Below are 24,684 nucleotides of genomic sequence, written 5' to 3' on the forward strand. Positions count from 1 at the left end.
AAAAATTAGAAATCAAAAAATTCTTTTGAAATCGACACGAAAGACTTATAATTGTATATAAAGCTATAATATAACTAGAGTTATTAAAGATAAAATATAGCTAACAAATATACAATTGATAAGGAGAAGTTTTATAATGGATAATTTAATTAGGATACTAATATTAGCTGTTATTGGTGGATTTATAGGTTATGTCACAAATGTAGTTGCTATAAGACTGATATTTAGACCAATAGTATCTATTAAGATACCTATTTTAAATATAGAGATAGTAGGTCTTATACCAAAGAGAAGAGCAGAAATAGCAGCAAATGTAGGTGAAATAATTCAAAACGAATTTCTTTCAATGGACGAAATACTTGCAAATATCATTACTGACGAAGATAAGGAAGAAGTTGTAAGATACATAAAAGCAAGGGTGAAAATTATCATACATGAGAAAGTTTCATTTATACCAAGCAGTATAAAGAACATGATTCAGGACTATTTAGGAGATATAATTGAATCTGAAGTGAAACAGAGCATAGATGAATTGAGCAAAAATATAATAAATAAAGCAAATGAGCGTATAGATATACAAAAAATGGTCGAAGATAAGATTAATGAACTAGATTTATATGAACTAGAAGAAATAATCATAAGAATAGCTAAAAATGAATTAAAACATATAGAAATCTTAGGTCTTGTATTAGGTTTCTTAATAGGTATAGTTCAAGGATTAGTGACTATATTTATCTAGTTATATCTATCATGCATGTAGATATGCTTTAAAAATTTAAAATTAGTGAAAATATTATAATATTACTATAAATCAAAAGATTAAATTAATATAAAATATAAGAATATTAGTTTAAAATTGATTGAGATGAAAAATAATGGGTAATTAATATATTACATTAATGTTGATTGATGTATGACTATCTGTTATAATGAAAATATATCAAAAATTATAGTGTTGAAGAGGAAGAGTAGAGTGGAAACCATTCACAGAGAATCTGGGTCTATGGCTGAAAACCCATGTAATAGGTCTATTTGAAAACTACCTTGGAGCTGAGCTTATTAGCAATATTTGTTTTACACGATTTGTGAAAGTGCTCGGGTGACTACCTTATAGTCATCAAGAGGGTTGTATATATTTGTATACACCAACTTGGGTGGAACCGCGAATTAATATCGTCCCAAATATATTTGGGGCGATTTTTTATTACAAAAAAATTAAAAATTATCTCAATAAGGAGGAAAAAACAATGATTAAAGTTGCTTTAAAAGATGGTTCAATAAAAGAATTTGAAAATGCTCTTTCTGTTATGGATGTGGCTAAATCCATTAGTGAAGGATTAGCTAGAAATGTGGTAGCAGCATCTGTGAACGGAGAGGTTGTAGGTCTGGACCACATGATAGATAGTGATTGTGATTTAAACTTATTTAAATTTGAAGATAAAGAAGGAAAAGACGTTTTTAGACATACATCAGCACATATGTTAGCTCAAGCTATAAAGAGACTTTACCCAGAAGCAAAACTTGCTATAGGGCCAAGTATAGAGAATGGATTCTATTATGATATAGATTTAGAACATAGATTAGTTCCAGAAGACTTGGAAAAAATAGAAGCTGAAATGAAAAAAATAGCTAAAGAAGATTTAAAAATAGAAAGATTTGAACTTCCTAGAAATGAAGCTTTAGAACTTATGAAAGAACAAGGAGAAGATTATAAGGTAGAGCTTATATCTGATTTACCTGAAAGTGAAATAATATCTTTCTATAAACAAGGTGATTTTACTGATTTATGTAGAGGACCACATTTACCATCTACTAAAAAGGTTAAAGCTGTTAAATTACAAAGTGTAGCAGGTGCATACTGGCGTGGTGACGAAAAAAATAAAATGCTTCAAAGAATCTATGGAACTTCTTTTGAAAAAAATAAAGATTTAGAAGAGTACCTACACTTATTAGAAGAAGCTAAAAAAAGAGACCATAGAAAATTAGGTAAAGAATTAGGTTTATTTATGATACCTGATGAAGGTCCTGGATTCCCTATGTTCTTACCAAAAGGAATGGAACTTAAAAATGAATTATTAAAATTCTGGAGAGAAATACACAGAAAAGCTGGATATATTGAAATAGAATCTCCAATTATATTAAACAGAAAATTATGGGAGACTTCAGGTCACTGGTATCATTACAAAGAGAATATGTATACAGTTAAAATAGATGACGAGGATTATGCTATAAAACCTATGAACTGTCCTGGTGGATTAATTTACTACAATTCTCAATTACACTCATATAGAGATTTCCCAATGAGAGTTGCAGAACTTGGTAGAGTTCATAGACATGAGTTATCTGGAGCATTACAAGGATTAATGAGAGTTAGAGCATTTACTCAAGATGATTCACATATATTCATGTTACCAGAACAAATCAAAGATGAAATAAAAGGTGTAGCTAATCTAATAGATGGTATTTACAAGACTTTTGGATTTGAATACAATCTAGAATTATCTACAAGACCAGAAAATTCTATGGGAAGCGAAGAAGAGTGGGAAGCAGCTGAAAATGGATTAAGAGAAGCTTTAGAAGAGTTAGGTCTACCATATACTATAAATGAAGGTGATGGGGCATTCTATGGTCCTAAGATAGACTTCCATTTAAGAGACTGTTTAGGAAGAACTTGGCAATGTGGTACTATCCAATTAGATATGCAACTTCCAAGACAATTTGATAATACTTATATTGGACAAGATGGTGAGAAACATAGACCAGTTATGATTCATAGAGTTGCTTTTGGTAGTATAGAGAGATTTATAGGTATATTAATTGAACATTATGCTGGCAAATTCCCAGTTTGGTTATCTCCAACTCAAGTTAAGATACTTCCTATATCTGATAAGTTTATGGATTATGCTAATGAAGTTAAAAAAGTATTATTTGATAAAGGTATAAGAGTTGAATTAGATGATAGAGCTGAAAAAATTGGATTTAAAATAAGAGAAGCTCAACTTGAAAAAGTTCCTTATATGTTAGTAGTAGGTGAAAAAGAAGTAGCTGAAAATAATGTTTCTGTAAGATCAAGAGATAAAGGTGAAATAGGCAGTATTAAATTAGATGAGTTTATAGCTAGTATTTCAAAAGAAATTGAGTCAAGAGAAAGTGTTATTCAAAACTAATATATAAAATAAAGTTAATTGATATATAAAATGTTAACTTGTGTATAGATAGATATTTTCTGTATAGATAAGTATCTTGTGAATAAATAATTATAATTAGAGGCACATTTAGTCATATTTTTTATGATAATGTGCCTCTAATTTTTGCTTATAAGATATAAAGATTTATCTTCGTGTAATTTATATAACTTTTTAATGTATATTATCTTTATGTAGTTTATACAACGCTTTAATATCGCTATTTTTTGTTAGTTATTTTTTATAATATTTAAATCGGCACTTGTAGTATCCACATACATCTTTGCAGTCCCATTTTTATAAATATATGAATCGCCATCCTGAAGTAATTTAAAACTACTATTTAAATTACCAGAGACCTTACTAAAATCTAAGGTAAATCCTGAATTCTCAGGAATATACAAATCAATATCACCAGAAGTAGTATCACATTTGAAAGAAGACAACATTGCACTTGAATTAATTTTTATATCTCCACTAGTTGTCTCAGATTTGATATTGGAAAATTTACCCTCTATATTAACTTTACCAGAAGTTGATTCGCATATAAGATTCTTATTGTCCATATTTTCTAAATCTATATCTCCACTTGTTGTATTTATCTTCAAATCATCAGTTTTACCAGAAAGTTGAATTTTACCAGATACTGAATTACAGGTAACACTTTTACTATCAAGTTTTTTTATGTTGATATTGCTACTAGTTGTCTCTAAAGTCATTTTGTCAATCTTACCATACATTTCTATATTACCTGAAACTGATTCAATATACGCCATGTTACTTTTAAGATAAGTACTATATATATCTGCTGAAGTAGTAGATACATTTATATTGTTATATAATTTTTCAGGTAAATATAGTTCAAGTACTGTTGATTTTGGAAGTCCAATTCCAATGAAGAATTTTTTTGTAGAATTATCAATGATAGAAAGGGTATTACCATCAACCTTTATTTTTGCAATCTTTTTCCTTGAAAAATTAGAAGGAGCTTTTTGAATTAATTTGATTTTATTAGAATCACTCTTTAAAACTCTAATTTCACCTGAAATCCAGTCAACATCAATATTATTTATTTTATTTGAAAAACTCTCACTTTTAACAGTTATATACTTATCATAATTTTTATTAGAGGATAAAAAACTTTCATTTTTAACTGAACCTTTAATCAAATCTTTGACATCATATTTAGATGAAGTAATAGTATTTGTAAGGAAAATAATAAATATTATAGAAAATACTATAGCCACAATACTCCAAACAATAATTTTTATTTTTAAAAATTTTTTATTCATATTTATCATCATCCTCCGCGTCTTTTAATTGTAGTACACCTTCGACTATATGAATTCCCGCAGCACCTATTATGAATATTATCCATGAAAAGCTCCAAGCATCAAAACATATATTAACAATTAAAAAAATGCCAACTATTATCATCCAATATGCACTCATAAATGATTTATAAGCAAGATTTGTACTTTTAGTTTTTACTCTCCATTCTTTGAATTCTTCTACAATAGTATCATCAGATGGACTATAGTTTTGCTTTGTCATTCCATTGTATACTAATAGACCTGTTCCAACTGCTATTAATATAAACATTGGAAGACTAGCCAGAGTTGGTTGGATACCCAAGTTTACAATTAAAACAGCAGTTAAAAATGGACTTATTATAAAAAGAGCAATTGCTATTGATACTCTCAAAGCTCTTTTTTTTCTTTCTTCAATTAATTCAGAAGACATAAAATATGGTTCTTTAACACTTTCAATTAATTCAGATAAATCTCCAATCCCAGATATTACTGAATTATATGCTTCTTGCTTTGACTTACCATTTTGTATTTGGTCGCTGTATTTTTCTTTTAGATTTTCGAATAGTTCATCTTTAAGTTCTTTGACCTTTCTTGTTTCTTTAACTTCTGTAAAGCTTTGTTCAATATAATCATGTATTTTATCTAACATATTTTCACCTCCTAAATTAATGTGTCTATTAACAATTTTGTATTATCCCATTCTTCACGGCTTTTTTTATATTTTTCTCTACCTTCGCTTGTTATAGAATAATATTTTCTTCTAGCACCAGTAGCCTCATCACCCCAATAAGATGTTATTGCACCAGATTGTTCAAGTCTACGAAAGGCTGTGTATAAGGTTGCTTCTTTTAACTCATACAAGCCTTGTGTTTTTTCTAATATAGATTTATTAATCTCATAACCATAGCTATCTTTTTCAAGTAAATGCTTTAAGATAATTGTTTCTGTATGACCTCTTATCATATCAGATGCGATTTTCATAAATATCACCTCCGTTTAAGTATATAATACTTTTATATACCTCGCCTGTCAATGTATTTCGTGTGATAAAATTTATTTTATTATAATTCTTACAGTTTTATATCGTTTTAGGAGAGAATTACATACTAAATCATATGAAAAACGTACTTTTATAGTTATTTATAGAGAAATGATGTTGTTATTAAATTGGAAGAAGGAAGAATGCTTAAATATATTAGCATATGTAATGATATTATTAAAAAATAAAATAAAATTCAATTTATTTAGGATAATTCTATCAAGGTATTTACTACATGTGTAGAGTCGTATATAATTAAGTTATATGGAAAATTTTAAAAATTAAATTATTAATACACTAGGAGAAAATATTATGATAAAGTCAAATTTGTTTTGGAATATTTTCATTGCTATGTCTTTTATCATAGAATGGTTTGTTTGTAAAAAAATACTAGATTACACAAGTATACAAAAAATTTCCAATAAAAGAATAAATCTTTACATGATAGGTATTATTATTTTTGCTAATATATTTTATTTCTTTGACGTAATTCCAAATATAAGAGTAATTATATCTGTGATGATTATGATTGCATTTTACAAAATTTCATATAGAGTAAGGCTTACAAAAGCCATACTAATATCTTTAATGTATTGGATGTTGTTAATGGGTATAGATGCTTTGAGCATGTCTTTAACAATTTGGATTAATTCAATAGATGATATGAGCCAAATGTTAACAGAAAATATATATAGAATTGAGTCAATTGTATCTGGAAAGACAATTTTGCTTTTAATTTTATTTTTATATAAGACATTAAAAATAAAATTGAATATAGAAATAAATAAAAAGACATTAACATATGTAATTATACCTATAATTGCCAATATAGCGTCTTTCTTTGCTATTTTTGAATACATATTTAATCCTAAAACTAGTGGTAGTTTAATACATAATTATCAATTACTTATAATCTCTATCATGTTACTTCTATCGAGTATTATCTTGATTTTAGTTGCTAAAAAATTACAAGAATATAATGCATTAATAGCAGAAAATAATATGATTAAAAACGTTTTACACAATAAAAATGAATATTATGAGGATATAGAAAAGAAACATTTAAAAACTAGATTATTAAGTCATGATATGAAAAATCATATCTTATGTATAAAAACTATGGTTAAAAAAGGTATTGATGTTACTTCATATTTAGATGACTTACAGATGGAGATTCAAAGTAATAATATTTTATTTAATACTGGTAATTTTATCTTAGATGCTATATTGAGTGAGAAGAAAGAAGTTTGTGATAAAAATAATATAGAACTTAAAATAGGAATAAATTTTGGTCACTGTGAAGCTATTGAATTAATAGATGTATGTCATATATTTTCAAATATCTTAGATAATGCAATTGAAGCATGTAAAAAAATTGAGGAGGGGAGTAAAGTAATTTGTGTTAAAGGTGATGTTTTACAAAATTTTTATCTTATAAGAGTGGAAAACACTAAAGTAAATGAAATTATCACAAAGAACGGACAAATTGTAACAGATAAAAAAGATGCACTTCATGGTCTAGGAATAAAAAGTATAAAAAATTCTGTAAATAAATATGGAGGAAACGTTGTAATTGAATATGATGATAAAAAATTTGTAGTTAAGATTGCTATACCACTTAGGAATGTAAAAAAAGCAATTAATATATAATTTGATGTGTCATGAGTAAATAATATAATTTTATAAAGATAATAGACTTAATTATTACCTATAAGAATCTATTTAAATTAGTGTGTTATATAGTGAATCATACATATAGTGAGCTATGCATATAGTGAGTCGTACATAGAATGAGTTTTAAAATATAAAGTCTGAGATTTAGAGGTAATGTGGCTGGAAGTAAATAAAAGGGGTGGAATCAGTAGACAAAATAACATAAAAAAGAAGTTGCATCGAAAGGAGAAAAACTCTTTAGAGATGTAACTTCTATTGCAACTAAAGTTATGTTATATTGATAAAATCAACAAAACATTTGTATCAACGTAACTGCTTATTAGTGAAACTATTAAATTGATAAATACATAATCAGATACTCTATATAAATAAAGTTGTTTTAGTATTTAATTTGGTTTTATTATACTTACTTTATATGTATGATAGCCTATATTTCCATTTCTGGAATTAGGCTTCTCATAGCCTCTATAGTTGTTTGTATAAGTTTGTCAAGTTCCCAATCAAGCATTTCTGCACCACTTCTTATAACATCTCTAGAACAGCCAGCAGCAAAAGATTTATCTTTAAATTTCTTTTTAACAGACTTTAATTCTAAATCAGATACACTTTTTGAAGGACGCATTATTGCAGCAGCACCAATTAATCCAGTAAGTTCATCTACAGCAAATAAAACTTTTTCCATAAATTGCTCTGGTTTAACGTCTGAGCCAGTCAATCCATATCCATGACTTACAGTAGAATCAATTATTGATTTATCTAAATCAAGTTCAGTCATTAATTCTCTTTGCTTAACACAATGTTCTTCAGGATACATCTCAAAGTCTAAGTCATGTAAAAGTCCAACGATTTCCCAAAATTCTACTCTTTCAGGGTCGTATTCTTTTGCATAATATCTCATAACACCAGATACAATTTGAGCGTGTCTTATATGAAATTCTTCCTTATTGTATTTTTTTAAGATTTCCCATGCTTGCTCTAAATTTGGCATGTAACTCATTACTATCACTCCTCTAGCTGAATATTTTGAATTTTTATAAAGCTTATTTTTCATTGATTATATCAATCAATTTCCAATACGTCAACACACTAATGCATAATTTTGCATTTAAATTCAGAAATTAGTGAAAATTAAAATTTTATCAGTATATATGACACATTCATATATTATGCTACAGTCGTATAGTTTTGTATATTTTGTAAAATTAAGACTAAAATCAAACATCATAATGTATCTATGAATATAAATATTCTGCTTATATTATTTGTAAAAAATACAATTAGAATATAATAAAATCTCTATTTGTTGTACTTAGCACTTTTGTCTTTTAATATTACTTTTGAAATAATTGCTATAAAGAATGTAACTATACCAACTCCTATAATAATAATGTAAACTCTATCTGATAATAAATCAAAAAGTTTACCATATATGACCTGACCAAGAGGCATTGCGGCTGCTGTTCCTGCAAAAAGTATAGCCATTACTTTTCCTAACAGTTCATTTGGAGTTTCTAATTGAGTTATTGTTATGGCAAATATTGAAATAATTGTTGTCATGAAAAATATTAACATAGAGGATATTACAAGAATTAAAAATGGTGCTGCCAACCCTGTTTGTAATATAGATGGATATACCGAAAATGCCATTGGAATAAACATCAGTGCACATATACAAAGGTATATATATAAATTACTAATTTTTATATGTTTAGAGAACATGCCAATACTTATAGCAGCTACTAGTGAACTAAATGATATTGCTCCCTGTGCAGTACCATATAAGGTATCATTAGCACCCATTGTTATTTTTATTATATATGGTATACCTACAATTATCATTGAAGTTAAAAAGAGGTTTAATGCCATTGCTATAAATAATATTTTTAATAGAGTAGGATTTTCTTTACATATATGGACAACACCATCTTTTATATCATTAAAGATAGACTTTATGATATTATCAGACTGTTCTTGTTTAACAAAAGGCATCTGAATAAACATTTCCATAATAGCTGATAAAAAGAAGCTTATACAACTGATAATTACAATAGCATTAACTCCAAGAATTCCATATAAAACACCACCTAGTACAGGTCCAGCGATATTTGTAAGAGATGCAACTCCAGCTACGACACCATTTGCATTCATTAAATTTTTACTATCAACTAGGATAGGTGTACTCGACTGAACAGTGGGTTGATACATCGTACTTATTATTGAAAGTATAGTCATGATAATTCCTACAATCAGTATTGAACCTTTATTGTTAAATAAAAATAATGCTAAGACTAGAACAGTTAAACTACTTGAAAAATCAAAAATAACCATTAAATTTCTTTTATTAAATTTATCTGCAATAGCTCCACCAATAGGGGAACATATTATAATTGGAATTGAAGATACTGCAAGTATTGTAGCAAATATTCCTGCTTTTCCTGTCATATCAAGTATGTACAAGGATAAAGCGAATTTAAGTATTGAGGCACCAAACAGTGAAATTATTTGACCTAATACCATTAAGTTGAAGTTTTTGTTAAAAGTATTTAGTGATTTTGTCATATATACACCTACCTATCTAAGATTATTAAAACATTTATAATAATTGTTATAACAGCAATTACTACTAGAAGTTTTCTTTTTATTTTAATTCCTAACACTATTAAAAATATAGCAAACATTATAGATAGAGTAGAGTAGAAAGGCATAAGTTCACTACTAGGGTCTACAAGTTTTGTATGTATGTTTAATTTTTCATTTATTTTATATATAATATCGTTTAGTTTTTGTATTAGTTCAATCATATGGACTCTCCCAAAAGAATTTTAAAGGAATTTTAGCAGAAAAACAAAATTTATTATTTTTGCTGTGTAATTCACTTAATTTGTCTATTTAATTTATTTTATAATTAACTATTCTACTAGTTACATATTCTACATAATCATTTATTTTACTTATATAATCTAGTAAAATTAGCACATCATATTATTCAAATATATCATCTACAAGATTCTCTATCATGAAATCGAATACTTCAAAATAGTTATATCCAATATCTTCTTTTAACAATAGACTTGATAATAGAGCATTACAAACACCAAAGGCTTTTTCTTTATCTATTTTTAGTTTAAAATCATACTTTTCAATTAAATCATAGAAGCTTTGTATATTGTTATGTTCGAGCTTTGAAACCATGTCTTTAGGTAATTTGTTTAAAAAAGCAATAGAATCATGATCTCTGGGAGCATATAAAAATGGATTTTTATCATATAAGCGATATAACATCTTTAAAGATGCTACAAATCCTTCTTTTGTAGGCATACTATTCAAGATTTCGTATAGTGATGATATAAGTCTATTTTGAATTCCATTTAATACTTCAAAAAATAACTTTTCTTTTGAATCAAAAAATGTGTAGAAAGAGCCTTTTGCAATTCCTGCCTTTGAACAAAGCTCATCAATATTAGTTTTTTTATATCCATATTTAGACCAGTGGTTTTCACATTCTAAAATTAATCTTTCTCTTATATTGTTTTTTTCAACTTCTGTAAAGCTTTTAGCCATATTTATCAATCCTTTCCATAAGCATGTATATGTATGACTTAAAATATTTTTTTAGTCATACATATATAGTATTGTCCATTTATGAATTTGTCAAGCATGATTTTGTTAACAAACAACGGTTTTTTGCTACAATCTGCAAGTAGTATTATAGTAGAGGCAGTTATATGAAAAGAGCCAATAGCCATAAGGAATGACCTTATAGGTTATTGGTTCTATGTATGTGCATTTGATAACTGGCATATTTAATTGTTTTACAGGGACATACTTTAGCACATAATCCGCAAGAAATACAATCATCCCAAACTGTAAAATATTTATCATTGCCTGGACAGTTCTTTATATAACGGTCCATTATTTTATGAAAAAGTGTGTTTACTAAAAAATTGGATTTTGGATAGCTTTTTATTTCTTTTCGTGATGTTTCTTTTTTAAAACAGAATAGTGTTCTGTTTAAATTATATCACATAGGTAGATTAGGGTCAATAATTAACAAAATAATGTTCTTTTAATTGTATAATATGTTCTATTATTGCTGACATTATGATATGTGTAATTATATCTTGTAAGAAACTTAAGTATGAAATGATGAGGAATTATTTAAAATAAAAATACATTAAAATAAGTACTTAAACTACAGAGACATATTAAAAAATAGGTATTTAAATTAAAAAGCTACTTCTAATTAAAACAGTATTTAAAATACAAAAAATAAGGATTACAAAATTTTTTTTAAAGGTAAACGTTTATGAGAAAAAGAAATGTTTACATAACAAATAAATGGCTATAATTTAAATACATAATGTTATATCAGAGAGAGGAATAAAAATATGTTTAATGAACTTAAAACCGAAGAAAATGTATATAAAAATTTAATAAATGGGAAATGGGTAGAATCCAATTCAAAAAAACCAATAGAAATTTACTCACCAATAGATAACTCACTTGTTGGAAAAGTACAATCTATGACAAAGCATGAAGTAGATGAAGCTATTAAAAATACAAAAGAAAGTATAAAGGTATGGGCTGATATGCCTGTATACAAGAGGGCTAATATATTTCATAAAGCAGCTGACTTATTGCTAGAAAATATGGATGAAATAGCTAATATATTGGTACTTGAAATAGCTAAAGATATAAAATCTGCAAGAGCAGAAGTTGAAAGAACAGCAGATTTTTTGAGATACACAGCAGATGTAGGAAAGAATATGGAAGGTGAGGCTATTAGTGGTGACAATTTCCCTGGTGGAACACGTAATAAGATGTCTTATGTTTCAAGAGTTCCGTTGGGTACTGTTTTAGCTATATCTCCATTTAATTATCCTGTAAATTTATCAATGTCAAAAATTGCACCAGCACTTATTGGTGGAAATGCAGTTGTCCTAAAACCTGCTACACAAGGAGCTATTAGTGCACTTCATTTAGTAGAAATTATGAGAAAGGCTGGTATACCAGATGGTGTACTCAACACAATTACAGGTAGAGGTAGTGAAATAGGAGATTATGTTGTAACTCATAAGGGAATCAACTTTATAAATTTCACTGGTAGTACTGAAGTTGGTCAACATATATCTAAAATATCTAAAATGGTTCCGTTATTATTGGAACTTGGTGGAAAAGATGCTGCTATTGTATTAGAAGATGCCGACTTGGATTTTGCAGCTAAAAACATAGTAGCTGGAGCTTACTCATATTCAGGTCAAAGATGTACGGCAGTAAAGAGAATTTTGGTTCAAGATAGTGTGGCTGATAAGCTAGTTGAAAAAATAAAACCGTTAGTAGAGAAGTTAACAGTTGGGAATCCAATGGATGAAGTAGTTATTACACCTCTTATAGATAACAAATCAACTGATTTTGTTCAAGGATTAGTGGATGATGCATTGCATAAAGGGGCTAAATTAATAACAGGTAATGTTAGAAAAAATAATTTATTTTATCCAACATTATTGGATAATGTAAGTGTTGATATGAAAATTGCTTGGGAGGAACCTTTTGGACCAGTACTTCCAATTATAAGAATTAAAGATATAAATGAAGCAATTGAAATTGCTAATCAATCAGAGTATGGGCTTCAATCATCAGTATTTACAAGTGATATTGATAAGGCTTTTTATATAGCTGATAAGCTTGAGGTTGGTACTGTTCAAATAAATAATAAGACTGAGAGGGGACCAGACCACTTCCCATTTTTAGGGGTAAAGGCATCTGGAATGGGAACTCAAGGCGTTAAGTATTCAATTGAGGCTATGACTAGACCTAAGGCAGTAGTAGTAAATGTTAAGGGTCTGTAGATTATACTAGTAATATAGGATAGAGTGGAGAAATTAATTTTTTCCACTTTATATTTTGATTTTTAAAGCTTTATATAGCTCTAGAAAATAATGAAGTTTTAATCAGGATATAGATTTTGTATAAATTATATAGATATAAAAAAGGTTCACTCTAATTAGGGTGAACCTTTTTTCTCCTCTTTTTAGAGAAAGAACTAAAACTAATCAAGATATTGCAGTAGGGCAATATTTAATATAAATATCATAATAATCTTCAATATGGATTTGCATGAAAAGAATAAGTATTATATGAATTATTAATGTCAAAATAATTATATTTGTTAGTATATTTCCATTTCTAACTTTTTTATTTAGCTTGAATTCATCAACTTTATTTTTCATAGATATCTGTGATAAATTTTGTCTATGAGATGTTAGAGTGTGGTTACACTTGGGGCATATAGTTGTAGTATCGTCAAACTCTAAATCACAGTTTTTGCAATACATAAGCTATGACTTCTCACCCATGTCCATATCTGAAGATTTTGCACACATATCATATGAATTTGCTGTTGTTGCTACAAAAAAAGTAGTTGCTAGTGTTAAACTTAATACCTTTGATTTAGTTTTTTTCATTTGTTTTCCCCCTCAAAATATATTTAATTAAAGTTATAAAATTCTTGAAATTATAACTTTAATTAAATGTTTTTATCTGTGATATTATGATTCGAATAAGAGTTATATAAAAAGATTAGATGATTAATTTAAGAGTGGTAATTTAATGAATTTTATTCTATATAAGTAGTATATCGGAAAAAATAAAACTATATCGCTGAAAAATAAAAAAATACATATAAATAATTTAATATAATGATTTCTTATTGTAGATATATCCATTTTATTTTCCTCCTCAATCTTTATTCTAAAATTTTAACAAATATACAGGTTACATACTATCAATCTCACTATGTTTTTTGTCAATGTTGAGTTGCATCCTTGTAACAGCAAGTATTTCATATAAGTTTTATTATTCAATAAAGTAACTTAAAGTTATGAATTTAAGAAAAATTTAATATCTAAGTATGGTGCAGAGTATAAAATTAAATGTAGGTCTAAATTAGATGATTCTATCTCTTTATTTTATATAGTTCGATTCCTAAAAGAATTATTTTAACATTGTTGAAATAGAAACAAAAGTTTAATATAATATTGTTAATGCACTAACGGGTGGGAGGATATATACCATGAATAAAGAAGAACAGGTCATGATGGGTTTTAGAGATTTACTAAATAAGACTGTTTGGCTTAATAAATTTAAGATGGAAGAGAGTCTCAAGGGTTATAAGTCTTCTGAAGTACATTGCATTGAATACATTGGAAGAAATGTAGACTGCAATGTGACAAAACTGGCAGAATACTTTTATATGACTAGAGGCGCCATAAGTAAAGTAACTAAAAAGCTAATAAAAAAAGGTGTTATTGAAAGTTACCAGAAGCCTGATAATAAAAAAGAAATCTATTTTAGACTTACTGAGCAAGGTAAAACAGTTTATAATATTCATGAGGAACTTCATAAAGAGTTTCAAGAACGTGATAAAGTTGTATTTGAGCAGGTAACTGATGAACAATTTGACAGTATGATTAGCTTTGTCGAAAATTATAACCGACATTTGGATGAAGAAATAAAAAAACAGGGGATAATATTAAAGTAGAATAAGTCAGAATAATGAAAATGAAATCATATACAGCCTAACTCTATTGAGAATAGGCTGTATTTTTATTGTTATCTATTTTGTTGACAAGGAAACAAAAAAATGATACTATAAATATGTTTCCAAGGAATCAAAAAACGAATATAGGAATATACCCCCAAATGAGGCGAAATGATAAAAGATGAACATGCTACTAGGGAAATAAAATAATGAAAAAAGTAAAGAGGTAAAGACGTAAAAAGGTAAAAAAGTAAAAAAGAAATAAATAAATATGTTTCTAAAGGAAACAAAATTATAATTTTTGAGAGGAGAATTTAAGTGTTTATATTTAAATCAAACAATGAACAGAATACAGAACAAATTGTAGATAAAAAGGCTTTGATATTTGGTCTTATATCTGCGTTTCTTTGCGGAATCGGATTCACTATCATAGCACCTGTCGTTCCATTCTTAGTGCAACCTTATACAAATAGTCCAGAAGAACAAGCTATAGTTGTTACAATGCTAACTTCTGTTTATGCAATCTGTGTGTTTTTTGCAGCTCCTGGGCTTGGAGCTTTGAGTGACCGATATGGACGTCGTCCATTACTCTTATTATGCCTTTTGGGTTCTGCAATAGGGTACTTAGTTTTTGGAATAGGAGGAGCTCTATGGGTATTATTTGTTGGACGTATAATAGAAGGTGTAACAGGTGGGAGCATAAGCACTATCTTCGCATATTTTGCAGATATTACTCCTAGAGAACATAGAAGTAAATACTTTGGATGGGTGAGTGCATTTTCAGGTGTAGGCTGTGTTATTGGTCCAACTGTAGGTGGATTACTTGCTAAGTTTGGTTATTCTGTACCCATGTATTTTGGAGCAATAATAACTTTACTTAATGTTATTTATGGATTTCTGTATATGCCTGAGAGCCTTGATAAGAAGAATAGATTAAAGTCGATTACACTTGCAAGGCTAAATCCATTTATACAGCTTGCAAATGTACTTTCTGTAAAAAACTTAAAAAGGCTACTTTTATCAGCATTCTTACTTTGGATACCAAATGGGTCTTTACAGTCAGTTTTTTCACAATTTACAATAGACACTTTCAATTGGAAACCCGCACTAATTGGACTTGTATTTTCAATTATGGGTATACAAGACATCATTTCACAAGGTTTTATAATGCCAAAGCTTTTGAAAAAACTTAGTGATGTACAGATAGCAATTCTTGGAATGGTTTCAGAGATTATAGGTTACAGTTTTATTGCAGCATCAGCCTTGTTTTCGTTCTATCCTATTTTTATTGTTGGAATGTTTATATTTGGTTTTGGCGATTCTATCTTTGGACCTTCATTCAATGGGATGCTATCCAAGTCTGTCGATTCTAGTGAGCAAGGGAGGATTCAAGGTGGTAGTCAATCCATTCAATCTTTAGCAAGAATAATTGGACCTATCATTGGAGGTCAAATCTATGTATTTCTTGGTCATGCGACACCTGCTTTTATGGGCATGATACTTATAGGAGTGGCAACATTAGTTTTGTATAAAGGGACACATGTAAATGTGTAAACTTTGTAAAATATAATAAGTAAAAATTCACTTTATGGAGCAGTTGATTTTAATAGATTGACTGTTTTTTTGTATTATATTATTTTTAATTAGATAAATTTGACTTTAAAAGTTTTTTATGATGACTATGTGTCCAGTTATGCACTTTTATCGACTAGTTACACAGTTTGTGTTGAATGTTTAGAAAATTCGTACTATTATATAAATAAATTTAAGCATATAAGGAGGTTTGTTATATGAATATTTATTGTGGAGGATGGTCAAAATTTAGACCAGTAGAAAAATAATAAGTAGAAATATTCAATTAAGCTGTAGGAATGTTAAAAGATGTTGATTATGAAACACTTATCGTTGCTACTTAAGTTGTAGCAGGTACAAATTTAAAATTTATTTGTAATGCTACTGCAATTACAAAGGCTCCTAAGGATTATTTAGCAGAAATTATGATTTTCAAAGCTCTTCTTTGTGAAGAAAAAAGTAGAACATGTAATTAGATATATAAAATAAAAAATATAATTAGATATATAAAATAAAATAACTGTGTTAGTAAAGGCTTTATTTTACAAGCACAGTTATTTTAATATTAAAAAATTTTATAAAAAAGGGAGAAAATACATGGGAGAAAAAAATAAGCTTTTAGAAGAAATCAAAATCCTACTAGATGAAGGAAAAGTAGCAATAGATAAAGCTATAAATAAGAATCTAATTTTGATTCTTGGAGGCACAGGTTGTGGGAAAAGTACAGCAATTAATTATCTTGCAGGATGTGAAATGAAGGAAGTAGAAGATGAAGATACTGGTATCTCCTATATTGAATGTGTAGACCCTGTTGCAGAAATTGGCTCAGGAGCTGTTTCACAAACTTTGTATCCAAATATTGTAGATATGAGAAGAGAAGTAGAAGGAATGGATGCAAAATTATGTGATACTGCAGGATTTAGTGATAACAGAGGAGTAGCACATGACATTAGTGCAGCAGTTTCGTTAGGAGAAGTGTTTAGAAATTCTGCATCTATATGTGGAGTAGTTGTACTAATACCAGAAGCAGATATATTAGAGGCTAGACTTACAAAAGTACTTGATTTATTTCAACAATTAAATATGTGTCTTCATAAAGAGAATTTTAGAGGAAGTATTACTTTCTTTATTTCTAAAAGCTTTTTAGGAAGAACAGAAAAACAAATATATAATGTGATTAGAAAAAAATACGAACAATTGTGTGAAAGTCCAGAAAATAATATAAAAGATAAAGCTTGGTTATTTGAAGAATTGCTAAAAGGAGAAGGAAAAAATATTCATCTTTGTAAACCACTTGAAGCAGAGCAAAGAGAAGGATTATTAAAAGAAGTAATAAAATTAGAAGAAGTAAAAGATAAAACATCAGCATTCCAATATCCAATCAGTGCAGATGCAAGATTAGTTTTAGATACATTAATAAAAGATATTCAAAGTAGTATAGTATCTAGACTAGAAGTTTATGTCAAGGAATATACAGAAGACTTTATTAAGAAGGTTGAAAGAGTAACAATGATTCAAGAAATGTCAAAATATGAAAGAGTAGTAGACATATTTAAAAACTGGTTAGAAAGTTCAGTTAATGCAGAGAGTATTACTTTAGATAAATTTATCAATTTATTGTCAAGAGAAAGTGGATTATTCTTGGAAGACACATGTATAAAATTACAAAATGAGATAAGAAGAAACTTAGATATAATTAAAGATTTAAATAAATATACAGACCATGGAAATGCTGAAATTTCACTATCTTCTGTATATATGGAATCTATTATAGAAAAAACAAGTAAAAGTATAATGGAACAAAAATTTATTATTATAAGAAAGAAAATAGAAGAGATTTTAGTTTCTTATGAGGTACAAAAACAGGTATGGACATTATCAAATAGAGATAAATTGATGGAAGTTGCAAATAAAACAGACTACATATATAGTAAACGTGATTTTGAGCCTATTTTAAAGAATCTTACAGATAGAAATAGTGAAGAATTAGAAGCAAATATAACAAGATTAAATGCATATGGAGAAAAAGGAAATGAAATAATTAGAAATCTTGTAAGTAAATATATTTTAAATCCATTTATAATAAAATCATTTATACTTAAAGAAAAGACGGTAATAGAAGTTAAAGCATTAATTAAAAACTTGGTAATTAGCAGTGTTTTAGAAGCTTTTAGAAATAGAAACGTGGGAGATGATGTCTCTACAATTATGTTTTTAGCTAAAGACACTATCTATATGGATATTAATCTTGGAATGGATTTTGCATCAGAAAAAAATATCATTATTTCTTGTGAGAATCTTGATGTAAGTAGTAATTCTAAGATTAATGTAAGTGGAAAGAGTGGAAATCTTATAGATAATTCTATATATGGAATCAATGGTGAAGATGGTAGAGATGCAGGAAATATTTATTTGTACATTAAAGAAGAAATTAGAAACTATCGCCTTACACTAATAGCAAATGGAGGAAATGGTTCAAGAGGAACAGATGGTAAAGATGGTGTGGCTGGAAGCACAGGTAGAAATGGAAGTGATGCAGGATATACAAGTTATTTCTATGGACAAATGTTTAAAGGTTATTTTGCAGAAGGAACAAGTGGTGCAAAAGGAGGAAAAGGAGAAAAAGGAGGAAATGCTGGAAGAGGTGGAAATGGAGGAAGTAAAGGAAATATTTACTTCTTGGCAGATTCAGATAAAAAGAGAGATAAGTTAATCAGTTGCTGTGATATAACAGTAAGAGATGGAGAAAGAGGTCCAGATGGAAGACCAGGATTTGGTGGAAGTGGAGGAAAAGGTGGTCATCATGGTTATAATACACTTTCATTCTCTCCAAGTGCTATAGATTCTACTGTATACTATACAGGATATTTTAAAAGTTGGGATTATAAACTAACTAGTATTACTAGTTATCGTATAACTCTTGAAGGTGGAAGTTGGGAAAAAGGAAAAGAAGGTCCATCAAGAGAGTATGCTGATTATGGAGATAGAGGAGAATCTGGAGGATATAATAATCCAAATTATAAAAAATCAACAGCAGTTTTAAAAGTTGAAGAAAGCTTTGTTAAAGAGAAATATCAAAACTATTGTGCTGAAGTATAGAAAGGGATGGATATATGTCAAATGAATTGTATAATGGAATCATAAATCTTTTGGAAAATGGAAGGAATGAACTGGAAAGATACAATTTAAAAGAAAAATCGATTTTGTTATTCCTGGGTGCTTCAGGGGTTGGAAAAAGCACTTGTATCAACTATTTAAAAGGTTGTGATATGGAAGAAAAAACAGATGCGGAAACTGGACAAGTGTACATCACAGCTAAAGATTCAGCAGTTGATATTGGTAATGGTGTATATTCTAAGACTTTATGCCCAGAAGTTGTAGATATTGAAAATAAAGCATTTTCTTTATGCGATTGTCCTGGATTTTTTGATAATCGTGGAGCAGAGTATATGATTGCAGGAGCAATGCTTGTAAGAGAAACTATATCTGCATCTTTAAAAGTAAAAGGTATAGTAGTCATTTTAGACTACCAGTCTTTACTGGACTCTAGACATACACTGTTAATTGATACAGCTAAAAACTTAAAAGATATGTTTAATGAATATACACAGTATAAGGAAAATTTTTTCTTTCTTATCAATAAAATACCTAAGCCACTTAGTGGTAACGTGACAAAAGAGAAAGTTAGAAATATACTGAAAAAAGTAAAAGAAGACCTAGATAGCCAAGAAAAATATTATGAAGGTTATAAGGAACTGGTATATCTGTTAAATGTGGTACTAGCAGATAATGTTTCTATAGAATTGTGTAATCCACTAGACACAAAGCCAGAAAATCTATTGAGAGAATTAGAAAAACTTCCAACTACTTTCAAGAAAACTGATATGGGATTAATGCTTACTGCTTCTTGTAAAATGGAGATACAAAAAGCTGTTGACACAACATATAAAGAACTAGAAAAACTTCTAGCTCCTTATATAGAAAGTGTAAAAAAGGCATTAGAAGATTCTATTTCCATTTTATCTTCTATAGAAAATCTAAAAGAAAAAAAATCTCAGTTGGAACAAATGTATCAGAGTTTATGTAAAACAAATAGTATTGAAGAACTTATGGAGTTTGTACAAGGGCTTTTCTATGGTGATGGAGTGCAAAAAGTAAATATATTAGAAAAAATACACCTTGTTCTAGAGCTAAATAGTTACTGCAAAGAAACTAATATTGTCGGTCTAAGTGAATTATTAAAGTCATTATTAAATACAACACTGGAAGATACATTAAAATGTATTAAATACTGGATAGCAGAGAAGGAATTGGAACAAGAAGAAGCTGAGAAGCTTCTAGATGCAGAATACAGAAGAGAAAAAATCCAAAATTGTACATATATAAAATCATATGAAAAAGATAAAGTGCTTTCTATATATATTCCTGTACCTAAAGTGAATTTATCAGATTTAACTAAAATAATATCTGGCTATAAACTTAATGAATTATCATATATATATATGTATGGAGAGTGTGAGCTAAAAATAGATTGTGATATGAAGAAGGATGTTTTCTCAGGTAAAAATATAGTTCTATTAGTTGAAAGATTATGTATACCAAAAGGTTCTTATTCAATTAATGTTTCTGGAAATGACGCAAAAAAATTGGATGGAGAAAGTTCTATTTATAACGGAATGAATGGAAGAGTCGGAAATAATGCAGGAACCTCAGGCGATATTTTAATATCTTTTAAACATATACAAAAAGAAGGCGAACTTAAGCTTTATGCTGACGGTGGACAAGGTGGAAATGGTCAAGATGGAAAAGTAGGAGAAACAGGAGCATCTGGAGTAGCTGGAGCAAATGCAAAACTAGGCTCTAAACCAGAGAAAAAAGAGTTTGCTGAGGAAAAAGGTGCAAAATACTATATAATAGAAGCAGAAAAAGGAAAACAAGGAAATACTGGAGGAACAGGTGGAGATGGTGGAAATGCTGGTCTTGGAAGTAAGGCTGGACAGATTTATCTCCTTGGAGAAGCAACAGTTCTAAAAAGTTCTATAAGCCAAATAGACGGAAGACATGGCTTAGCTGGAAAAGGCGGTTCTGGAGGAAAAGGTGGAGCTGGGGGTATTGGAGGAATCCGCGGAATTTTTGAAGAAGCAAGAATGTATACAGGAATTTCTGGTAAAACGGGTTATAGTGACATAAACTATTACTATTTTGATAGATATGTGATAGGGAGTGGTTCAGATAGTGAGGAAACAGCAGATGATGGAAAGGCATTAGATGATCTTTATACAAAACACAAGGACTGGACAATTAAAAAGCTTGCAGACTCAGGTCTAGATGGAGCACAGGGAAAAGAAGGAAATCCTGGAAAGTCATTAGTAGAAAACGAATTGTTAAAGCAAGAGTATTCTCTATCAATGGATACATTTTTCTATCAATTCTTTGAAAGATTTGGTTTTTCTGGAAGTAAAGGATATAGAAATCTTAAACTTTTATGTGCAGTAGGAATTTTAGAAGCTGATATTTTAGAAATTTCGCATATTTATGAGATTTTTAATGCAGTTGAGAAAGTGGAAATGCAGTTAAATAGAGAAATTCTTCAGAAGTATTATAAATTTGATAAGAAAAATAAAGAAGTAATTTCTTTAGATGATATGCATATTAAGAAAGCGTTTTACCAAGAAGCAAAAGAGATTTATGACTACCTTATAAATAAATTGATGCAGTCTAATAGAATAGAAGCTTTTGTAAAAGAAAATCAGAGTTTTAGTGAATGGAGTATGATTTTATTTGCATTAGAACAGAAGGCAGCATTTTACATGCAGATGATAGAGGAAGATGAAATTGGAGGAAATCGTGTTACAGATATTCGAACTCTGACAGATTATCTAGAGAAGACTTTAAAAGAATTGGAACAAGGAAAGAAAGATGAATTAAAAGAATCATATTTCAATACCTATAAGGAAAGTGTTCTAACTCAAATTAACTCAGGAAATCAACAGATAGAAGTTTTGAAAAAAGAGCTTGAAAATAAAATGCTTTCTGTTGGAGCAAAAATGAATCTTTTGATTCAAGAAATTCTAAAGATAAAAGAAGATGAAAAAGAAGATATAAAGAAACTAGAAGAAAAGAAGGAAAAACTTCAAGAACAGATGAAAATACAACTAATTCTTTCTGGAATACAGAGTGCGTTGAGTTTACTATCATCATTAAGTGGTATTGGTCAAGCGTGCTTAGGAGCTTTTGATAGTGCAAAATCTTTAAAAGAAAATCTTTCAGCTAAGGAAGAAGAGTATCAATGGACTAACAGAATGGTTAATTTTTCAGATTTCAAAATAGATTCTGAAGGTATGAGTTTTGTCCTTGGAACTCAGTTAAATGAAGATAGAAAGAATGCTTTAGGAGCAATGACAAATAAATTAGTCGGTGTTGATGATGGAAAGAGAGATAATTTTAATAAAATTAAAGAGATTATGACTAAGTCCTTAGATAATAATGACTACCAAGGGAAAGAAAATGACATTGCAGTAGCAAAAAATGGCTTGGATGAAGGCGAATATGAAAAAATATACACAAGCATTCAGAAAAAAGAAATGGGTATGTTGGAAGCAAATTATAGTAATAAACAACAAAAAGATAAATTGGTTGCACTAGAGAAGTGTAAAGCATCTATTGAAAGACAGCAAAAAACAGCAACTATTAAAAATGTATTAAGCATTGGTAGTGCAAGTTGTTCTTTTATTAATACAGCAATTAGTAGTGTTAATAATTGTCTAAATGTAAAAGCTAGCTTTGAAGATAAAATAAAAGTAGTTAAAGATGCGATTAAGTCAAAAGAGGATAATATTAAAAAACTAGATAATTTAAATATTCAGATGGAAGAGTTCAAAAATAAAACATTGAAAGAATCTATTATACCATTTGTAGACGGATTTGATACTACAGTTAAAAATCAGGATATTTTTGAAAATGAAATAAGCAGACTAAAAATGAAAGATGTCCTAACTGAATTAATTAAGAAGTTTGAAATCTTGAAAATGGAAAATTCAGAGGATATTTCTGGGATTTTCAAAAAAGTACAGGATATGATGGATGCTCAGATTATTATTACTGATAAGATTGACAAGAAAAAAGATAATCTTGCAATGGGAGAACTGATTTATCAAATGTCAGACAGTGGTAACCAGATGAATGAGTATCAGAAAAAGCTTATTCATCAAATTGAATTGAATCAGATTAGATATTTGTGCCAATTGGAGGCAGCAGCTTTTCAATTATGGACATTTCCATTTGGAAGCAATATAGTAAATATCTTAAATAGATGTCATGTAGGGATAACAGAAAATGAAGATGAGGTGTTAAAGCAGGCAAAGGAACAGAATAGACAAATTAAAGAGTTTTTAGTTCAAGATACTTATCAATGGCAAAAGACAGATAATCATATTTTGAAAATACCATTAGCAGGAAGTTTAGCAGGAAAATCACGTGTGGGATTTGAAAATACATTTTCTTTATATGATTGTAATGAAGAAGAAGTGAAAAAGCTTTTGACAGGAGAAGAAATTAGCTTTGAAATTCCACTAAATCAAAACTATGATGCAATGAAATATGTGACTATTTATGCAAATATACCTAATCTTAGACGAAATATTTTAGATGATAGTTTAAAAATAAATGTACATATGCATTTATATGATAAAGGATATTTTTCTCTATATGATGATAACAAAGATATGCACTATCAATATGTATTTCCACAAAATTATATCGATATTACACATGGCTTGGATGTTAAATATAAAAAAGATGATGATTCAGATTCAGTAAACTCTATCTGGTCTTCAATAGAAGATAAAGGAATAGAAAAGTTTAAAAATGCGGGATTAAACTCTGGTAGAAGCCCATATTCTATGGCTAAGCTTTCTTTGAAAGCACATTTTAATAAGAAGCTTTCTTATGACCTATTGACAAGTGAGCAGAATAAAAAGCTAGAGTCATATTTTGAGAAGAGTAGCAAAGATGCATGGAATCAGAGTATAGAGAGCTTTAAAAAACTTGGATACATTGATAAAAGAGGCGTTTTGTTAAAAAACTGGTCTGAAATTAAAAAGGATATGGATAACAATGGAGAAATTATGAAGTATTTCTCTATATTACAGGCTGATTTGTGGGAAAAAATTATATATGAGCAGATGAGTATACTGAAAGAGAATATACCAAATCTGACAATTGAGTTTATTGGTTGTGGTATCTATGTAGAGTCTGAATTTAACTATCTAAAACAAAATGAACTAAAATGCTATGAACAGAGATTAATTGAAATATAGCGGTTTTAAGTGAGGTTTAAGGAAGGGTGTTTTTAGTAGTTAA

The 24,684-nt window shown here is 28.6% G+C and carries 18 protein-coding genes and 1 other annotated feature; of the genes, 8 read left to right on the forward strand and 10 right to left on the reverse strand.

Going from position 1 to position 24,684, the window contains the following annotated elements; translation table 11 throughout:
- The first annotated feature begins 136 nt into the window (after nt 1–136).
- Entirely contained in the window at nt 137–739 is a 603-nt protein-coding gene (locus IC758_RS03125; RefSeq protein ID WP_227860742.1) for a DUF445 domain-containing protein, read from the forward strand.
- Nucleotides 740–946: 207 nt separating this feature from the next.
- Nucleotides 947–1,184: a binding site (T-box leader), on the forward strand.
- A gap of 63 nt (nt 1,185–1,247) precedes the next feature.
- Nucleotides 1,248–3,167 (forward strand): threonine--tRNA ligase, encoded by a 1,920-nt coding sequence (thrS, locus tag IC758_RS03130; protein WP_227433596.1) that lies wholly within the window; start codon nt 1,248–1,250, stop codon nt 3,165–3,167.
- Between the two features lie 248 nt (nt 3,168–3,415).
- Here thrS and IC758_RS03135 read toward each other — a convergent pair whose 3' ends face one another.
- From IC758_RS03135 to IC758_RS03145, 3 genes are read right to left on the reverse strand one after another with little or no spacing between them, the layout of a single operon-like run.
- Nucleotides 3,416–4,477, reverse strand: coding sequence for a DUF4097 family beta strand repeat-containing protein (locus IC758_RS03135; protein ID WP_227860743.1), 1,062 nt, complete (start codon nt 4,475–4,477; stop codon nt 3,416–3,418).
- Entirely contained in the window at nt 4,470–5,147 is a 678-nt protein-coding gene (locus IC758_RS03140) for a TMEM198/TM7SF3 family protein (RefSeq protein ID WP_227483083.1), read from the reverse strand. Before IC758_RS03140 ends, IC758_RS03135 begins: the two co-directional genes overlap by 8 nt.
- Nucleotides 5,148–5,158: 11 nt before the next feature.
- A complete protein-coding gene (locus IC758_RS03145; protein WP_227433593.1) occupies nt 5,159–5,479 on the reverse strand; it encodes a PadR family transcriptional regulator in 321 nt (106 codons plus the stop codon).
- A gap of 370 nt (nt 5,480–5,849) precedes the next feature.
- On the opposite strand from IC758_RS03145, the gene IC758_RS03150 reads away from it, so the two are divergent.
- Nucleotides 5,850–7,187, forward strand: a complete 1,338-nt coding sequence (locus IC758_RS03150; RefSeq protein WP_227860744.1) for an ATP-binding protein — start codon at nt 5,850–5,852, stop codon at nt 7,185–7,187.
- A gap of 451 nt (nt 7,188–7,638) precedes the next feature.
- Here IC758_RS03150 and IC758_RS03155 read toward each other — a convergent pair whose 3' ends face one another.
- The 5 genes from IC758_RS03155 to IC758_RS21170 all read right to left on the reverse strand — a co-directional run bounded on the left by IC758_RS03155 (nt 7,639) and on the right by IC758_RS21170 (nt 11,124).
- Nucleotides 7,639–8,208, reverse strand: a complete 570-nt coding sequence (locus IC758_RS03155) for a hydrolase (protein WP_227433591.1) — start codon at nt 8,206–8,208, stop codon at nt 7,639–7,641.
- 299 nt (nt 8,209–8,507) lie between these two features.
- A complete protein-coding gene (locus IC758_RS03160; protein ID WP_227860745.1) occupies nt 8,508–9,770 on the reverse strand; it encodes an MFS transporter in 1,263 nt (420 codons plus the stop codon).
- An 8-nt stretch (nt 9,771–9,778) separates the two neighbouring features.
- Complete coding sequence (locus tag IC758_RS03165) at nt 9,779–10,012, reverse strand: hypothetical protein (RefSeq protein ID WP_227483080.1); 234 nt, start codon at nt 10,010–10,012, stop codon at nt 9,779–9,781.
- A 181-nt stretch (nt 10,013–10,193) separates the two neighbouring features.
- A complete protein-coding gene (locus IC758_RS03170) occupies nt 10,194–10,772 on the reverse strand; it encodes a TetR/AcrR family transcriptional regulator (RefSeq protein WP_227433588.1) in 579 nt (192 codons plus the stop codon).
- Nucleotides 10,773–10,968: 196 nt separating this feature from the next.
- Nucleotides 10,969–11,124, reverse strand: a complete 156-nt coding sequence (locus IC758_RS21170) for a 4Fe-4S binding protein (RefSeq protein WP_227433666.1) — start codon at nt 11,122–11,124, stop codon at nt 10,969–10,971.
- Between the two features lie 475 nt (nt 11,125–11,599).
- On the opposite strand from IC758_RS21170, the gene IC758_RS03180 reads away from it, so the two are divergent.
- The gene (locus IC758_RS03180) at nt 11,600–13,060 is read left to right on the forward strand and encodes an NADP-dependent glyceraldehyde-3-phosphate dehydrogenase (RefSeq protein ID WP_227433587.1); all 1,461 of its coding nucleotides are present in this window, start codon (nt 11,600–11,602) and stop codon (nt 13,058–13,060) included.
- 204 nt (nt 13,061–13,264) lie between these two features.
- Here IC758_RS03180 and IC758_RS03185 read toward each other — a convergent pair whose 3' ends face one another.
- On the reverse strand, nt 13,265–13,546 hold the full coding sequence (locus IC758_RS03185) for a hypothetical protein (protein WP_227834793.1): 282 nt from the start codon (nt 13,544–13,546) through the stop codon (nt 13,265–13,267).
- 3 nt (nt 13,547–13,549) lie between these two features.
- A complete protein-coding gene (locus tag IC758_RS21000) occupies nt 13,550–13,675 on the reverse strand; it encodes a hypothetical protein (RefSeq protein WP_255630946.1) in 126 nt (41 codons plus the stop codon).
- A gap of 608 nt (nt 13,676–14,283) precedes the next feature.
- Between IC758_RS21000 and IC758_RS03190 the strand changes: the two genes are divergently transcribed.
- From IC758_RS03190 to IC758_RS03205, 4 genes are all read left to right on the forward strand, one after another.
- Nucleotides 14,284–14,751, forward strand: a complete 468-nt coding sequence (locus IC758_RS03190) for a MarR family transcriptional regulator (RefSeq protein ID WP_227433583.1) — start codon at nt 14,284–14,286, stop codon at nt 14,749–14,751.
- Nucleotides 14,752–15,069: 318 nt separating this feature from the next.
- Entirely contained in the window at nt 15,070–16,305 is a 1,236-nt protein-coding gene (locus IC758_RS03195; RefSeq protein ID WP_227824639.1) for an MFS transporter, read from the forward strand.
- Between the two features lie 615 nt (nt 16,306–16,920).
- A complete protein-coding gene (locus IC758_RS03200) occupies nt 16,921–19,422 on the forward strand; it encodes an ATP-binding protein (protein ID WP_227860746.1) in 2,502 nt (833 codons plus the stop codon).
- Nucleotides 19,423–19,436: 14 nt separating this feature from the next.
- A complete protein-coding gene (locus tag IC758_RS03205; protein WP_227860747.1) occupies nt 19,437–24,641 on the forward strand; it encodes a GTPase in 5,205 nt (1,734 codons plus the stop codon).
- The last annotated feature ends 43 nt before the right edge of the window (nt 24,642–24,684 follow it).

This window comes from Clostridioides sp. ES-W-0016-02 (assembly GCF_020641035.1).
GTDB lineage: Bacteria > Bacillota > Clostridia > Peptostreptococcales > Peptostreptococcaceae > Clostridioides.

Coding starts and splice junctions, on each gene's coding strand:
- IC758_RS03125 (WP_227860742.1), top strand. CDS start 137: ATGGATAATTTAATTAGGATACTAATATTAGCTGTTATTGGTGGATTT.
- thrS (WP_227433596.1), top strand. CDS start 1,248: ATGATTAAAGTTGCTTTAAAAGATGGTTCAATAAAAGAATTTGAAAAT.
- IC758_RS03135 (WP_227860743.1), bottom strand. CDS start 4,477: ATGAATAAAAAATTTTTAAAAATAAAAATTATTGTTTGGAGTATTGTG.
- IC758_RS03140 (WP_227483083.1), bottom strand. CDS start 5,147: ATGTTAGATAAAATACATGATTATATTGAACAAAGCTTTACAGAAGTT.
- IC758_RS03145 (WP_227433593.1), bottom strand. CDS start 5,479: ATGAAAATCGCATCTGATATGATAAGAGGTCATACAGAAACAATTATC.
- IC758_RS03150 (WP_227860744.1), top strand. CDS start 5,850: ATGATAAAGTCAAATTTGTTTTGGAATATTTTCATTGCTATGTCTTTT.
- IC758_RS03155 (WP_227433591.1), bottom strand. CDS start 8,208: ATGAGTTACATGCCAAATTTAGAGCAAGCATGGGAAATCTTAAAAAAA.
- IC758_RS03160 (WP_227860745.1), bottom strand. CDS start 9,770: ATGACAAAATCACTAAATACTTTTAACAAAAACTTCAACTTAATGGTA.
- IC758_RS03165 (WP_227483080.1), bottom strand. CDS start 10,012: ATGATTGAACTAATACAAAAACTAAACGATATTATATATAAAATAAAT.
- IC758_RS03170 (WP_227433588.1), bottom strand. CDS start 10,772: ATGGCTAAAAGCTTTACAGAAGTTGAAAAAAACAATATAAGAGAAAGA.
- IC758_RS21170 (WP_227433666.1), bottom strand. CDS start 11,124: ATGGACCGTTATATAAAGAACTGTCCAGGCAATGATAAATATTTTACA.
- IC758_RS03180 (WP_227433587.1), top strand. CDS start 11,600: ATGTTTAATGAACTTAAAACCGAAGAAAATGTATATAAAAATTTAATA.
- IC758_RS03185 (WP_227834793.1), bottom strand. CDS start 13,546: ATGTATTGCAAAAACTGTGATTTAGAGTTTGACGATACTACAACTATA.
- IC758_RS21000 (WP_255630946.1), bottom strand. CDS start 13,675: ATGAAAAAAACTAAATCAAAGGTATTAAGTTTAACACTAGCAACTACT.
- IC758_RS03190 (WP_227433583.1), top strand. CDS start 14,284: ATGAATAAAGAAGAACAGGTCATGATGGGTTTTAGAGATTTACTAAAT.
- IC758_RS03200 (WP_227860746.1), top strand. CDS start 16,921: ATGGGAGAAAAAAATAAGCTTTTAGAAGAAATCAAAATCCTACTAGAT.
- IC758_RS03205 (WP_227860747.1), top strand. CDS start 19,437: ATGTCAAATGAATTGTATAATGGAATCATAAATCTTTTGGAAAATGGA.